The following is a 15455-nucleotide window of genomic DNA, read 5'->3' on the forward strand; positions in this document are numbered from 1 at the left end:
GAAGTGATGATTATTCCATTTATTAAAAAAGACCTATTGGTGTTACTAAGGAATCCTCAGGAACTGCTTGTTTTAGTTCTGATGCCAATTGTCCTTATTGCAATACTTGGCTTCGCCCTAGGCGGGGTGATGAACGGTGATACAGAAACAATCTCAGTGAAGGTTGCCTTCATTAATCATGGTGAGGAACAAGAGGATATCGATGCTTTTATCGGGAAGGTAAAAGCAGAAGGACTGCCGCTGGAAGCAGAAACAGCATTAATCGAAGGAGCAAATCAGCTTCGTCCCATTCAGATTTTACTAGATGAAGTGTTTGGCAGCAAGGAATTAAGAGAAATTGTGGAGCTTAAGCAAACTGAGCCAGATAAATTGGATGAAATTAAAAATGATGACAGTTATGCTGCTGTCATTGAGATACCTGAGAATTACACGTTTGATATCCTTTCCTCTGCCCTACTTGATGAGCCTTCAACTGCAACCATTAAGCTATATAAAAATGAAGGAAAAGAGATTGCTCCAAAAGTAGTAGAAGATATCCTGGTGAGTTTCCAAAAGCAGATGACTTCGATGACGGTAATTGGGAAAGCGGGGCTTCAATTAGAGGAGGTAGGCAGTGCGAGGCTAGGAGAAATCGAAACGGTAACTGAACGGGATCCAATCAACTCCTTGCAATATTATTCCGTTGGGATGAGTGTGATGTTTATTATGTTTATTGCTTCTCATGTCGGATCATTTGCGTACCGTGAAAAGCAATTGCAGGTGTTCAACCGTATTATTTTATCCAATACATCAAGATGGTCATATTTGGGTGGTATCTTTTTCTCTGTAATGGTCATTTCAATTGTTCAACAGGCGATTTTATATGGTGTTACCTCTTTAATATTTGATGTCGTTTGGAGGGATCTTCTCGGATTTTTCTTAGTAAATCTATCATTATGCTTCGCCATTGGTGGAGTGGGAGCCTTATTGACCGCATTAAATTTTCGAATTGATTCAGAAGGAGTATCAAACTTTTTTGGGAATGTGATGGTTTCAATTTTTGCCTTTTTAGGTGGCAGCTTTACGCCAATTGGTGAAACTTCGTCTGTCATTGGCACGCTGGGTAATTTTACGCCCAATGGTGCAGGCATGACTGCATTATTGCAATTGCTGCAAGGGGTAGAGCTATCATCTGTTGTTCATCATATTTTTTATTTAGTTGGCTTTGGTTTAGTGATGTTAACGGTAGCTGTTATTAGTTTTCCGAAAAGAGGTGATGCCATATGATGAGTATTTTACAGGCAAAATTTAAATTGTTTTTGAGAAAGCCAATGCTTATGATTGGCATGACCGTGATGAGTATTGTGTTTGCCTTGTTATTAGGCGCCGCAAATTATTCAACGATTAATGTACCTGTTTATACAGACATCGAAAATATTGAAGAAACGGAGCTTTGGAAGGATATAAACAAAACGCAAGGCTTTGAATTTTCACTAGTGACAGAGGATGAGGCGAAGAAAATAGTCAGTGAAGGTGACGCCGAGGCTGCGGTGAAGATTAAGGAGGACTCCTACACGATTGTTGTTGTGACAGAGACGTCTTCTAATCTCCATTTATTAGAAAGCTATCTTCAAACCTTTTATGGCGACCTTTTAATGGAAGACAACATCAAAGAGGCAGCGACTGCAAGTAGCCATATTGATCCAGATGCCATTTTAGGTGAATTAAAGGAAAAGAAAGAGAATCCATTATTCAAGATTCAGGAAGCTTCCTTCCGCGGCGACGATGTTGTGATTATCGATAATCAGATGCAAACCATTTTTGGATTTACATTATTCTTTGTCATTTACACAATTTCTTATAATGTCCACAATATTTTACAGGAGAGAACATGGGGCGTCTGGGACCGAATGATTTTATCGCCTTTAAAAAAATGGGAGATGTATGCAGGAAATTTAGTGTATAGCTTCCTCATGGGTTACTTTCAGGTTGCTCTCATCTTTTTCGTGTTCCGGTATGGAGTTGGGGTAGACTTTTACGGGGGATTTGGAAAAACATTAATTGTATTAATCCCTTATGTGTTCTCAATCGTTGCCTTAGCACTATTTCTAGTCAGTATTGTTAGAAGCACTCAGCAATTCAATGCGATTATATCGCTCGTGTCAGTCTGCCTGTCGATGCTTGGCGGGGCTTATTGGCCACTTGAAATTGTTAGCTCAGACTTTTTGTTAAAAGTATCAGACTTTGTGCCAATTAAACATGCAATGGAAGGCTTAAAAGCAGCGACCATTTACGGAGCACCAATGAGTGAATTACTGTACCCGATTAGCATTCTAACGTTAATGGGAGTCGTGTTAATCGGAATCGGGATTAATGTAATGGAACGGAAGAACGCATAATCGTGGATGGAAAAAAGGCAGGGGCTATCAGCTTCTGCCTTTTGTTCGTTGTAGGGCTCGGTCATGTTTTACATAAAAAATGGGTAAAATTGAATATGGAATGTTTTTTAAAAAGGAGAAATGGCGATAATGGGGTATTATGATCAGGATTATGCAAATCAGAGATATAAACGCAGAGGGGGTCGTGGCAGCTGGTTTTTTACAGCATTCATCGGAGCCATCATTGGGGCATTGCTTGTTGTCGTTCTTGTACCGACATTATCAAAGTATCATTTACTTCCATACGAGGAGAATGTCGCCACTAATGAGCAAAATGGGCTAGATGATGTAGAGAGAAAAGCACCGGAATCTGGTGAAGGTGTCCAGCAGACCATTAATGTAAACGTCACGTCAGAGATTACGGATGCCGTGAACCGTGTAAGTGAGGCAGTCGTGGGAGTTGTTAATCTTCAACAAACAAACTTTTGGTCGGAGGAAGCCACGGCGGCCGGGACAGGCTCTGGAGTCGTGTATAAAAAAGGAAATGGCAAGGCTTTTATCGTTACAAACCACCATGTTATTGAAGGAGCATCAGATATAGAAGTCAGCTTAAGTGACGGGTCAAGAGTGAAGGGAAAACTGCTTGGGAGTGATATTTGGACGGATTTAGCGGTGATTGAAATTGACGCTAGCCATGTAGAAAAGATTGCTCAATTTGGCAACTCCGATACTATTAATCTGGGTGAGCCGGTCATTGCCATTGGTAATCCGTTGGGACTTGAATTTTCTGGTTCGGTTACACAAGGTATTATTTCCGGCTTAAATCGGACAATTCCTGTTGATATTAATCAGGATGGCGTACCTGATTGGAATGCCGATGTCATGCAAACAGATGCAGCGATTAATCCAGGAAATAGCGGAGGAGCCCTTGTGAATATTAAGGGAGAAGTAATCGGCATCAATTCAATGAAAATTGCACAGGAAGCAGTTGAAGGTATTGGCCTTTCAATACCTATAACAAGTGCAAAGCCCATTATTGAGGATCTTGAACTATATGGTGAGGTGAAGCGTCCATTTATGGGTGTGGGGCAACTCAGGTCACTAAGTGAAATTTCCTCCTATCATCGAGTGCAAACCTTACATTTACCGAATGAGATCACTGAGGGAGTAGCTGTTTTAGAAGTGATACGAAATACACCTGCCTCTCAAGCGGGATTACGTGAGTTAGATGTGATTGTCGAACTAGACGGTGAAAAAATTGCATCAGTGGTTGAATTACGAAAGCATTTATATAAAAAATCAGTAGGTGACAAAATGGAGGTTATATTCTACCGAGCGGGTGAAAAACAAAAGGCAACCATACAATTGGCTAGTGAATCGATGTGAAATCATTTACAGGAGAGAGAAAAAATTCTCCTGTTTTTTTGTGGACAAAATAATATGTTAAAATGGGTAAGATAAAAACATGTGGATAAGAAAAAATAAACAGAAAAAGTTATACCCATAATTCCCAAGGGGCTGTGGGTAAGATAGATGGAGGAAGTAAAAATGATTAAATGTTGTGAAGAACATATTGAATTAGCATTAGATATAATGGTGGATGAACATGAGATTGCGCCGATTATGACGAAAATTGAAGATGAAAACTTATCAACAACCTGCGAATTTTGTCAAAATAAGGCAGTATATGTTGTGGGGAACTAATATTCCCATACAAGATGTGGATAGACTTTGTGGATATGTGGATAACTATTGTGGATAATATGTTTGTAAAATGTGAGCGAAGTGGGGATAAGTTTGAACATCACAATCGTAACAATTGGAAAACTGAAAGAAAAGTATTTGATTCAAGGGATCAATGAATACTTAAAACGATTAATGGCTTATGCGAAGGTGGAAATCGTGGAGCTTGCTGATGAAAAGGCACCGGAAAATTTAAGTGGAACGGAAATGGAGCAGGTGAAGCAAAAAGAGGGAGAGCGAATTCTTGCAAAGTTATCGGACGACACCCATGTGATTGCCTTAGCGATTGAAGGTAAAATGAAGTCCTCAGAGCAACTGGCAGCAGATATTGATAACCTAGCAACCTATGGGAAAAGCAAAATCGCCTTTGTCATCGGAGGATCGCTCGGATTAAGCAAGGATGTCATGAAGCGGGCAAATGATACATTGTCATTTTCAAAAATGACCTTTCCGCATCAGTTGATGAGGTTGATATTGGTAGAGCAGGTGTATCGGGCTTTTCGGATTAATAGGGGAGAACCGTATCATAAGTAAATGAGGTTTTGGAATAGGAATAGCACCAATTCAATAATAATCTGAATGGTGCTATATTTGTTAAGCCATCTAAAATGGCCTTATAAATCTGGACTATATTCGAGTGTTGCTTGTGAATTTGCATTTTCTACCAAGGAAAAACCGTTTAATATATCTTATCATCTAATTTTTCAAGTGTTTAATTTTTATAGTGCAAACGGTTGCGTAATTTATGAATTAATAATATAATAAACAATGTTTTCATATAAGATGTTCTCATTGTACAAATTGCTTGTTTTTTGATATGAATGGTTAATAATACTTGATTCTATCATAGTACAATTTATATAGGTGATTGAAAACCCTTACCTTCAATTTTAATGCAAACGGTTGCGCAATTTGGTAGTGAAAAAGAGTTTATAGAGTCTATAAAGTTATTTTAGGAGGTTATTATGTTAGCGGAACAGCGTGATAATAATAGTAAGAAAGTGAATAGACAGCAGTTGCCTACTCTCCCAATTAATATGATTTGGATGATAAGCTTTGGCTTTTTAGGGGTACAGATGGCTTTTTCTTTACAAAGTTCAAATATGGGACGTATCTTTCAAACGATTGGTGCCGATCCTCATACATTAGGATTCTTCTTTATTTTACCGCCACTGGCAGGTTTAATTGTTCAACCCCTGGTTGGATACTTTTCAGACAGAACTTGGATGCCAAGACTTGGACGACGTATCCCTTACTTACTTGTTGGGGCTGTTGTAGCAGTCATAGTAATGTGTTTGTTGCCAAATGCAGGTAGTTTTGGGTTTGGCCCAATTGTAGCTCTTACTTTTGGAGCAGTAGCAATTTTGTTTATGGATGTTTCATCGAATGTTGCAATGCAGCCATTTAAAATGATGGTGGGTGACATGGTTAATGAAGAGCAAAAGGGATTTGCTTATTCAATACAAAGCTTTCTCTCAAACAGTGGTGCTGTGTTAGCTTGTATATTTCCTTTCCTTCTAACAATACTTGGTGTATCAAATAGTGCGCCCGAAGGGGTTGTACCACAATCAGTAATTATCTCTTTTTATGCAGGAGCTATTATCTTAATTATTTGTAGTCTTTTTACCGTTTTGAAAGTTAAAGAGTACTCACCAGCTGAATATGCTGCTTATCATGGTATTACGAATGAGGAAAAAAGTGAAAAAGTGAGTGTGATTAGATTACTGCGTAATGCCCCAAAAGTATTTTGGACTGTATCCCTGGTTCAAATGTTTTGCTGGATGGGATTTCAGTATTTATGGACATATGGTACGGGTGCAGTTGCAGAAAATGTTTGGCAAACAGCTGAACCATCAAGTGCTGCATATCAAGCAGCTGGAAACTGGTTTGGAATCCTTTCCGCTGTGCAATCAATTGCAGCGGTACTTTGGTCCCTTGTGTTAGCGCGCGTGCCAAATGATAAGCGTAAAATCTGGTATGCACTCAGTTTGTTATTAGGTAGTATTGGTTTTGGATCAGTATTTTTCATACACAACCAATTCGCGTTACTTGCATCATTTACATTAATTGGTATTGCGTGGGCAGCTATGATGACATTCCCATTCACAATGCTAACAAATGCCTTATCTGGTGGAAATATGGGCACGTATTTAGGGCTCTTTAATGGTAGTATTTGTTTGCCACAAATTATTGCCTCATGTTTAAGTTTTGCCTTGTTCCCTGCATTAGGTTCATCGATGCCGGTCATGATTTTAGTTTCAGGAGTTTTACTTGCGGTAGGGGCGTTTAGTGTTTCAATCATTAAAGAAACCTATGCTAGATAGAAATTATATTTATTGATACGTTGATTGTCTTTCAACTAATGTTCTTCATCGTGATGGAGAACAAACTTTGCCCCTTCTTTTCACAGGAAGGGTATTTTGTAGGTCTGACCACAAGTATATATAAAGAAAAACACATTGAATTCCGGCGGGATCCAATGTGTTTTTCAGCGGCCTCAGGTTATCTTTTTATTTAGGCTTAACAGCTATAAATTCATCTATTGTTTCAGGTGTGTTTTTACCTTCTTTTCCTTGGAAAAGGTCGATATTAACGGTCACATCCATACAGCCAAGATATTTTCCGTTTTTATCACGTACCGCCATAAATTTTTGGTAGATTTGACCGGTTTCTTCGCCTGAGCGTTTTGGGAACCAAAATTCCCAATCGTCGCGTGCTCCAGAACGGAAATCATTCAACAGTTTTTCAACGTGGTGGGCCATTCTTGGGTGAAGCTCCAGCACATGACGGCCAATTGCTTCTTTACGACGACCATGAACGCGATTTGGATTATTTGAATACCAGCGGAAAATGTCGTTAGCATCGCAAAAACCCATTTCAAATGGTAAAAGATTAATAATTGAATCCAAAGTGCTTGCTTTAATGGCGCCAGTTTCAAAGTTAATGACGGCTTCAGGGCTAATTAACTCAGATAATTTATTTTCAGACATTGATAACTCTCCTTTATGCGAAGAATAGTGAGATAAAACCTGCTATTTTTGGTGATTATTATCTAACTCCATAAATAATGATAGCATCAATAGCGAAAATAAATTGTGATTTATCTCACAATAACTGTTTTTTCAGGAGGCGTTTTTTAGAGTAATTGCAAATAATAGAACGTACTTGAAATTTGATAAAAAAAGCAACTGCATACCTATGCTTAATAGATAGGTACGTAGTTGCTTTTTAAATCCATTATAAATAAATATCGGAGTTATGAAAACGCTGGTTATACACTCCAAGTAAATCATCAACAAATGTGTTAATAGAGATTTTCTCAAGTTCAATTGGGAAATTTGGAGGTACCAATTTATCTTTCTTTAACTCATCTGTTGTATTGTATAACTTTGGTATATCCGTACTAAAATCAACAATTAAGAGCGCGCATCTTTCATATTTATGATGATCTTTAGTAGGGTCTTGTCTACCATTAATAAAGTCAAAAAAGCTAATATACTTTGCTATATTTGTAACATTCTTTTTAAACTTTACTTGATTTTTAACCATGGCAACTTCGTCATATTCTCTAACAGGTATCATATATACTTCACCAAGGCAAAGATTTGGGTGTAAATTATGAAGATTTAGTGCTTCGGCAAAAGTCCTCTCAAATAATGTATCTGCATTCTTTGCAAGGCTGCTCATTTGGCTTCTGATATTGATAACGACTATTTGTTCTGTAAGTTCCTTACCCAACGAACATGTAATATTTTCATGAAGCAAAGGACCCCAACTAATTTTTTCTTTAACGGGTATAATATTTGTAGGCTTCACACAAATATCTTGATCCTTTTGCTTTAGCAGCCCGGTAATTTTTAATTCAGGTTTACCATGACCTAGCGGCGGGAAAATTTTAGATGGATTGATACTGGTCCTAATCAGCTCGGCTTTAATTAATTCGTGTAAGTGATTGATTAATCCTTGTGATCGGATCAGTGCTTCTTTAGCTTTTTGTCCGTTACCGTATGGAATTCCTTTTGAATTGACAGGCGAGCCTTTTACGGTTGCGGTTGTAATGGACGCTTCTAGATCATTTTTCATATTCAGCAAAGTCGAATTCAAATCTAAAAGGTTATTATTGTTTAGCATTTCTCCCACCTCTAAAGCTCAAGTTCATATTTTTTTATTAAAAAGCGATCTAATTCTTTAGGATCGTTACAGGATTCAACAAAAGCTAGTTCTTGTTCATTCAGTGGAGGAATAGAAAAATTATTAATATATTTCTTCTGGTAACAGTAATAACCTCCACTAATCATATAGCTGGTTAATTTAATATAATAATCCATAATGGTCGAATTTAGTATTTTCACCAAAACCTTAAGGCTAGGGATGGTCTCATGAAAAATACTGTCAGATGCAATACCGTATATGGCATATCCATTATTGAAAAGAGCCGATTCTTCAAACAACGTAAATTTTGGCCGATCGGAATTAGTCGGTGATATTATTTTCGTTCCAAAGCTATCTAGCGCTTGACTTCTACCATATTCGTACCAAACAGAAACACTAGGATTCCCGCCATTTCTAGTGTTAAGTTCTTCACGAGCAGCATCCAAATAATGATAGGCATATGGATACTTTTCTTTTAAAGTATCCTCAGGAATAACTTTGATACTCCCATATTTATCTTTAAAATATGGATAAATGATCTGAACCTTCTTCTTTACATCTCCAGTATCATGATCAATATTTGTGCCACCCTTAATTAGGGGAACCGTGATATCTTTTTCAATTTTGTATTCCTTACCATCATAATATTTCGTATAGAAATCATTTCCATCATCGATTGAGTCGTTTTTGTTAAGTCCTAACATATAGACCCCATCTTTTTGAGTCGCAATCCCGGTACTTATTTTTAAATGTAAGCCAGCATTTTCTATTTTATTGATATTCTGTTTTTCAACTTCGTTTAGCAGGTTGATCGTTTCTATATCTATTTCGCTGTAATACAGGTCCTTTAATGATTGATTGAGTTCTGAAAGATTTTCATTTTTGAGCTGATTAACTATTTCATAAGATAGCTTTTCTTTCTTACTTCTATCAAGTGTAATGATCGATGAATACGTTTGTGCATTAGGAAATAAGCGACAGTCTTTAAAGTCAATCACTTTTCGAATCAACCTTTGCTTAATTAAGAACTCTCTAAGAGGTTTTGCGGACTGCAATTTAAGAAAATAGTTAGGAACGATATATCCTAGTGTACCCTCCTGATGTAAATGAGTTACTCCTAATTCAATGAATGCAAAATAGATATTAATGCTTCCGGTGGTTGTTGTTTTATAATTTGCCTTGAGTTTGTTTCTGACCTCGATGTCTAAATCCTGAATTTTAATATAGGGAGGATTTCCCACAACACAATCAAAACCATGTAACACTTTTTCATTCTGAAATTTCTCAAGCGCATCTTTCTCGGTACTATCATAGCAAACGATATTTAGTTTTATTTGCTCCTTATCCATATTTTCCCTATAAGCAAGCAATGTAAGTAATATTTTCGTCCTTCTTACATTTTCCTCTAGCAAGTCCATTCCAAAAATGTTATTCTCAATAATTTCAATCATATTATTGGACTTTTGTTTACGGAATAATCGTTCGGTTGCTCTAATTAAAAATGCTCCGCATCCGCAAGAGAAATCACAAATTGTCGGGTTCTGATAATGGTCAACAGTTTCAGAGAGAATGTAGTCAACAATATAATTCGGTGTAAAGATTATTCCATTTGCGTTGGTTGTTTCCTTATTAAAAAGGGAATAAAAGTAATCCTCAATGTCCTTTAAGTCCCATGTATTCCTTATTTGCAATAACTCTTTTTCAGTTTCCGGGCATCGTTCTTTAAGGCAATTTATTAAAAATTTATTCTTGATCCCCTCAGCATCCATGCCAAGTTGATGTAAATAAATTCTAATTAATGAACTTTCGATTAATAATACATCTGGTTGAGTACCATTTTTGTTGTTTTCAACGAGTAGTGTTGACAATAAATCACCTCATTTTTATATCATTATTGTATCGGAAAGATGAGTAAATATAAACAGATGATGTTTGGTTTAAGTTGGCAACATATGAAAAAACCCCTCCTTTTCACAAGGTGGGGCGTTAGGCAGAGCTCTATTATTAATTCATTTCTTTACCTTTTAGGGCAGGAGGGTAGGTAACGAAAACGTTTTTAGTTTGTGTTGCCGTTTTCTTATTAACCACATGAAGTGCTAATGCTGTAAAAATAAACCCGCCAATAAAGTTGCCAATTGTCACCGGAATTTGGTTCCATATCCACCAATCACCCAGTGTAATATCAGCACCCATGAGAATGGCAGTTGGAATAACAAACATATTTACGACAGCATGCTCAAATCCGTGGGCGAAAAATAAAAATACAGGAAGCCACATGGCAGCAATCTTACCGATAGTTGAACTTGAGATAAAAGCCATAAACGCACCTAACGTAACCATCCAATTGCATAAAATGGCCTTTGTAAAGGCAACAATTAATCCGTCTCCACCAATGCTTTTATATGCGATTGTTTTTCCCTCCGCCACGGCAATAATCTTATCAATCATGGCTCCTTGAGTGACATGTCCTAGTTTTGTTGCAACAATATAAAATAAAAAACCATATAAAAGGCTTCCAATCAGATTTCCAAGAAAAGCCCAAAAAAAGTTGTAGACGACATTTTTGTTAGCGGTTAGTCCTCTTATTCTAGCAAGCGGGAGCATTGCAAAGTTTCCAGTCACTAGTTCAAGACCTAATAATAAGATGAGGACAAATCCAACTGGAAAGACAAGAGCACCAACAATGCTAAGGTTTGTTTCAATGGTTGCTGTAAAGGCGAGCGTTGTTGCAAAGCCAAGAAAGGCACCTGAAAGTATCCCTTTAATCAAGATATCACGTATCTTGAGGGTAGATTTATAAGCGCCCGCATTTGCTACATCCTCTATTAATTGAGTTGGTTTAACATAATCCAAGGTCATGCCTCCATTACATTTTTATAGTTGCCTCTTCATTGTAATGAGTAGGAATTTCCTATCGCAAGAACTATTTACAAAAAATTACATTTATCTATATGCATAGTAAATATGGTAATCACGGAGAAAATGTTGTTAATACTTGTGGAGGAGTTAAAGGAGTTCCAGCGGGAGCCTTTTTTGAGATAAAGAGGCTATTCGAATGCGGATGTTATTTAGACAAGAATTAGAGATAGTAGAGTGATAGAGTCCAAATGGTTGCTTCATTTTGACAGATATAGCCCCAAAACCTGGTGCTGGGTCCTAATCAAAACCCAAGAATGTTGGTATTACTTCATTCCTGGGTTTAACTTTAACTTATAAATATACTCTTTTCACCACAGCTCATTATCATCCTTGGTAACTCAAAGTTATAACGCTTTTGTGCGATATTAAAACGTAAATCTGGCTACCTGTTCGCCGTCGATCAAAAACCCATCAATTTCATGAAAGCCCATTTTCTTATAGATGCTTTTTGCCATGTCATTACTTGGTTCATACGAAAGCGTGATCGATTGGTGGCGGTTTTCTTTACTATTCTTAATATCATCTATTACCAGTTTAATAGCCTGCTTTCCATATCCTTTACCTTGATACTTTTGATCAATCATCATGCGATAAATCCAGTATTCATGGTCATCTTCATCAATTCCATAAAGTGTAAAACCTATCATTTCATCACCGTGATAGATTCCTTTTGCATGGAAATTTTCTAGGAAATTAAGCTGGGCCAAGGATACCACGTTGGAAGCTACAAACTTCTCTTGGTCTTCCCGGACTTTTAGTGAAATAGCTTTCAGCCAATTCTCTTTTGTAATTGTTTTTAAATATAACAACTGTCATCTTTCCTTTCTACTTAGCAAACTAGTATAAAACGACTATATTGTCATTTTATATTAAACTATTCATAAGTAGAATCCTTACTTAATATAAAAACATTTCTACTAAGAATACCGAAAAACAGGCAAGTAGGGCACGCATATTTTTTCGGAGTTGGTCATGAAAATGCAAGCTCATGCAGTGTGACAACCACAAACAAAAAGCCATCACAATTTTATTCTTGTGATGGCTTTTGCAGTCGTACAATTTAATAGTAATTTCCATATGGCGGGTACGAATAGTATGGATAGGTAGGGTATGGGGCTGGAGGATATGGAGGATAGTATCCATAATATGAGTTTTGCCCATATGGATAATAGCCCGGCTGGTTCATTAATGACCCTGCGAGTAGACCTCCTGCTAATCCACCCAGGAATGGCAACCCGCCTTGAAAGCCACCATGTGATGGTTTGCCGTGGCCGCCATGATGCCCGCCGCCGTGTCCTGGTTTACCATGGCCACCGTGATGCCTGCCGCCATGTCCATGTTTTCTCATCATTGCCATCTGCCCATAATCCTGTTGGTACGGAAAAGGCATTGGATTTGATTGGTACCATTCATAATTCACATCTTTTCCCTCATTTCATGATTATTCTCCATTCAGCATATGCATTAGTCTATAAAAGGTTATTATATAAATAATGAATGATTTAAATGTTCGGTAATAAAGATTGTATACTAACTAGTAGTGAAGGCCAGATAGTAAAATTTTTAAGGGGGGATTTGCATGAAGCAACTCTATATAAAGCAGAAGGTATTTAGTCTAAGCGGTAAATTTACAGTAAAGGATCAAAAAGAAAAAGACGTTTATTACGTAGAAGGCAGTTTTATGAAAGTTCCTAAGACCTTCTCCATTATGAATCCAAAACGAGATGAAGTTGCGCTTATAACGAAAAAGGTATTTAGCTGGTTACCGAAATTTTTTGTTGAGGTAAATGGTCAAGAAGTATTAACGATTAAGAAGGAGTTTTCCTTCTTAAAGGCACGTTATACGATTGATGCGGCAGGTATTGAAGTACAGGGCAATTGGTGGGATATGGATTTTCAGGTATTACAGCATGGTAAAGTTGTCGGTAAAGTAAACAAAGAGTGGTTCACTTGGGGCGATAGCTATAAGGTTGAAGTATTGAATGAAGAGATGGAAGCTATCATTATTGCAATCGTTGTCGCCATTGACTGTGTGAAGGCTGACGAGGCAGCAGCATCTTCAGCAACCTAGGATCAAAGGTAGGGACAAAGGGACAGGTCCTATTGACAACGGGTTCCGTTAACTATCACAAACATTAAAAATGTAAGTTAAAATGAGTGCCAATTTACATATGAAATTGACGCTCATTTTTTATTGGAGTAAAGCCATTTGTCCCGAAATTACATAAAAATTTTTATAAGAAAATGACCCCCAAATTGTAGGGGTACAATGGCTGTTGTACCCCTACAATTTCGCATACATTTTATCTTACAAAAGTGCTTAGAAACATAAGAAATCCTATCCTTAATTGAATACCCAGTGATATTTAAAATAAGCGGAGATATTTCCGTTAAATGCAGACTAGAGCTCTTTTCGGGGTTTATAGGGGGAAATTTTCCGCTTATGTAAAGAAAAATCCCCAATTTTTACGTTACTTGAGTCAATAGGGGAAATTTCTCCTCTTATTTACGCTATTTTTTAGCTTATTTACAAATTAAGAGGAATTTCTCCCTCTATTTTTTAAAATCCGGTGCGTAAGCTGCCCCCCCTAACCTCTTTTGCAATCAAAAACAGATACAAGAAGCAGTACAAAATGGGCTACATTTTCGGGTTTTGCGACAGGAAACCGAACCCGTTATCCTATTGATTCTCTGCTTTTTTATTATAAATTTTCTTTGTTTTCCTATTACTTCTGTTAAATGGTTTGGAAAAATGATAATTATAAAGGTGAAATAAATGTGGATACAATTATTCAAAGATCCTTAAAGGTTTGAAAAATAATAGCTTTGAGTATGAAGAAGTTGTATTTTTTGATGAGATAGTACCTATTGAAGAATAGTTGAATTCAAAATGAATTGTAGCAATGTCCTTTTTCGATGTTTGTTCAATAATCTAAATGATATAATACTTATAGTAACAATTGGAGGTGTTAAGATTGAAATGGGAGAAAATTCGCGAACAATATCCAGAACAATGGGTACTTGTTGAGGCCATATCAGCATTTTCGAAAAATTCAACGCGCTATTTTGAAGAACTATCAGTTATTTCAAATTTCCCCGAATCTACTATTGCATGGAAAGAATATAAAAAACTACATTTAAATGATCCTTCACGTGAATACTATATTTTCCATACGGACCATGAAACAATTGAAGTAAAGGAACAAAAGTTTATAGGTGTAAGGAGACGAATCCAATGAAAATCCAAATGGAAAATGGGTTGCCTATGTAACGTTTAGGAGCTAGATATATGGAAATAGAAGTCAAATATGCGCGATTTATGTATAATCACCAATTTTAAACTATACAATAATAAAAGGGATATAAAAATTTCCATTTGACGATATCACCTAGATATTATATATTGTATTGAGGTAAAGAATGCCCAGGTAAATATGGGAGAGGTTCATAGCTGATACCCTCTATAAAAAACTATGGAAACATGACAAATGCCATGTCCATCAGCGGATGTGGTTTTTTCTGTTTTTACATATGTATTTTATAGATGATTGGCTAAGCCTCTCTTGTTAAAATGTTGGGAAACATTTACAAGGAGGTTTTTTTATGTCTGGCAGAAGCCATGAAGAAGGTTTAAAGGATTTAACACTTTTGGGGAATCAAAATACTCAATATTCATTTGAATATGCACCAGAGGTACTTGAGGCAGTAGATAATCTTCATACTAACCGGGATTATTTTGTGAAATTTAATTGCCCGGAATTCACAAGTCTATGCCCACTTACGCATCAGCCGGATTTTGCCACAATATATATTTCATATATTCCTGATAAAAAGCTTGTAGAAAGTAAATCATTAAAGTTATATTTATTTAGTTTTAGAAATCATGGTGATTTCCATGAGGATTGCGTCAATATTATTATGAACGATTTAATTAAATTACTTGATCCAAGATATATCGAGGTTTGGGGGAAATTTACTCCGCGTGGAGGAATCTCGATTGACCCATGGTGTAATTATGGAAAGCCAGGTACGAAGTTTGAAGAAATGGCAAATTTCCGTTTAATGAATCATGATTTAAATCCGGAAAAAATCGATAATCGATAAAAATTTAACTTTATTCAGTCGGAGTTCAAACCCCGACTGAATAAAGTTAAAGCCTCCGGCGGATGCCACAGATTTTCAAAGGAAATTTTTCAAGGCATAAGATCAAAGACTAAGAACGCCACGTCCTGTGGCAACGTCTTTGTGACCCACATCGTGTGAGCCTAAAAAATCTGGGCACAA

15 protein-coding genes and 1 riboswitch are annotated in these 15455 nt (G+C 36.8%); of the genes, 9 read left to right on the forward strand and 6 right to left on the reverse strand.

What is annotated here, in order from left to right; all coding sequences use genetic code 11:
- The first annotated feature begins 6 nt into the window (after positions 1 to 6).
- From LKW28_RS18960 to LKW28_RS18985, 6 genes are all read left to right on the forward strand, one after another.
- Positions 7 to 1266, forward strand: a complete 1260-nt coding sequence (locus LKW28_RS18960; protein WP_229142009.1) for an ABC transporter permease — start codon at positions 7 to 9, stop codon at positions 1264 to 1266.
- A complete protein-coding gene (locus LKW28_RS18965) occupies positions 1266 to 2378 on the forward strand; it encodes an ABC transporter permease (RefSeq protein WP_229142010.1) in 1113 nt (370 codons plus the stop codon). The genes LKW28_RS18960 and LKW28_RS18965 overlap by 1 nt, the downstream gene beginning before the upstream one ends.
- A 129-nt stretch (positions 2379 to 2507) precedes the next feature.
- Positions 2508 to 3743: a S1C family serine protease gene (locus LKW28_RS18970; protein ID WP_229142011.1), complete on the forward strand. Its 1236-nt coding sequence runs from the start codon at positions 2508 to 2510 to the stop codon at positions 3741 to 3743.
- 162 nt (positions 3744 to 3905) lie between these two features.
- Positions 3906 to 4061, forward strand: a complete 156-nt coding sequence (locus LKW28_RS18975; RefSeq protein ID WP_229142012.1) for a CxxH/CxxC protein — start codon at positions 3906 to 3908, stop codon at positions 4059 to 4061.
- Between the two features lie 93 nt (positions 4062 to 4154).
- Positions 4155 to 4634, forward strand: a complete 480-nt coding sequence (gene rlmH / locus LKW28_RS18980) for a 23S rRNA (pseudouridine(1915)-N(3))-methyltransferase RlmH (RefSeq protein WP_229142013.1) — start codon at positions 4155 to 4157, stop codon at positions 4632 to 4634.
- Between the two features lie 431 nt (positions 4635 to 5065).
- Positions 5066 to 6424 carry an SLC45 family MFS transporter gene (locus LKW28_RS18985; protein ID WP_229142014.1) on the forward strand — a complete coding sequence of 453 codons (1359 nt, stop codon included), beginning with the start codon at positions 5066 to 5068 and terminating at the stop codon, positions 6422 to 6424.
- A 186-nt stretch (positions 6425 to 6610) separates the two neighbouring features.
- On the opposite strand, the gene LKW28_RS18990 is transcribed toward LKW28_RS18985, so the two are convergent.
- From LKW28_RS18990 to LKW28_RS19015, 6 genes are all read right to left on the reverse strand, one after another.
- Positions 6611 to 7090 (reverse strand): PAS domain-containing protein, encoded by a 480-nt coding sequence (locus LKW28_RS18990; RefSeq protein WP_229142015.1) that lies wholly within the window; start codon positions 7088 to 7090, stop codon positions 6611 to 6613.
- A gap of 247 nt (positions 7091 to 7337) precedes the next feature.
- Entirely contained in the window at positions 7338 to 8231 is an 894-nt protein-coding gene (locus LKW28_RS18995; RefSeq protein WP_229142016.1) for a hypothetical protein, read from the reverse strand.
- Between the two features lie 11 nt (positions 8232 to 8242).
- Positions 8243 to 10120, reverse strand: coding sequence for an Eco57I restriction-modification methylase domain-containing protein (locus LKW28_RS19000; RefSeq protein ID WP_229142017.1), 1878 nt, complete (start codon positions 10118 to 10120; stop codon positions 8243 to 8245).
- A gap of 136 nt (positions 10121 to 10256) precedes the next feature.
- Positions 10257 to 11105 carry a formate/nitrite transporter family protein gene (locus LKW28_RS19005; protein WP_229142018.1) on the reverse strand — a complete coding sequence of 283 codons (849 nt, stop codon included), beginning with the start codon at positions 11103 to 11105 and terminating at the stop codon, positions 10257 to 10259.
- Between the two features lie 431 nt (positions 11106 to 11536).
- A complete protein-coding gene (locus LKW28_RS19010) occupies positions 11537 to 11980 on the reverse strand; it encodes a GNAT family N-acetyltransferase (protein ID WP_229142019.1) in 444 nt (147 codons plus the stop codon).
- 251 nt (positions 11981 to 12231) lie between these two features.
- Entirely contained in the window at positions 12232 to 12591 is a 360-nt protein-coding gene (locus tag LKW28_RS19015) for a hypothetical protein (RefSeq protein WP_229142020.1), read from the reverse strand.
- Between the two features lie 159 nt (positions 12592 to 12750).
- Between LKW28_RS19015 and LKW28_RS19020 the strand changes: the two genes are divergently transcribed.
- The 3 genes from LKW28_RS19020 (at position 12751) to queF (ending at position 15275) form a co-directional block, all read left to right on the forward strand.
- Positions 12751 to 13242: an LURP-one-related/scramblase family protein gene (locus tag LKW28_RS19020; RefSeq protein WP_229142021.1), complete on the forward strand. Its 492-nt coding sequence runs from the start codon at positions 12751 to 12753 to the stop codon at positions 13240 to 13242.
- An 895-nt stretch (positions 13243 to 14137) separates the two neighbouring features.
- The gene (locus tag LKW28_RS19025; protein WP_229142022.1) at positions 14138 to 14410 is read left to right on the forward strand and encodes a hypothetical protein; all 273 of its coding nucleotides are present in this window, start codon (positions 14138 to 14140) and stop codon (positions 14408 to 14410) included.
- 195 nt (positions 14411 to 14605) lie between these two features.
- Positions 14606 to 14652, forward strand: a riboswitch (PreQ1 riboswitch).
- Between the two features lie 122 nt (positions 14653 to 14774).
- Positions 14775 to 15275: a preQ(1) synthase gene (queF, locus tag LKW28_RS19030; RefSeq protein ID WP_229142023.1), complete on the forward strand. Its 501-nt coding sequence runs from the start codon at positions 14775 to 14777 to the stop codon at positions 15273 to 15275.
- Positions 15276 to 15455: the final 180 nt, after the last annotated feature.

The sequence above is a fragment of the Bacillus sp. REN16 genome, assembly GCF_020731355.1.
Classification (GTDB): Bacteria; Bacillota; Bacilli; order Bacillales; family Bacillaceae_L; genus Ferdinandcohnia.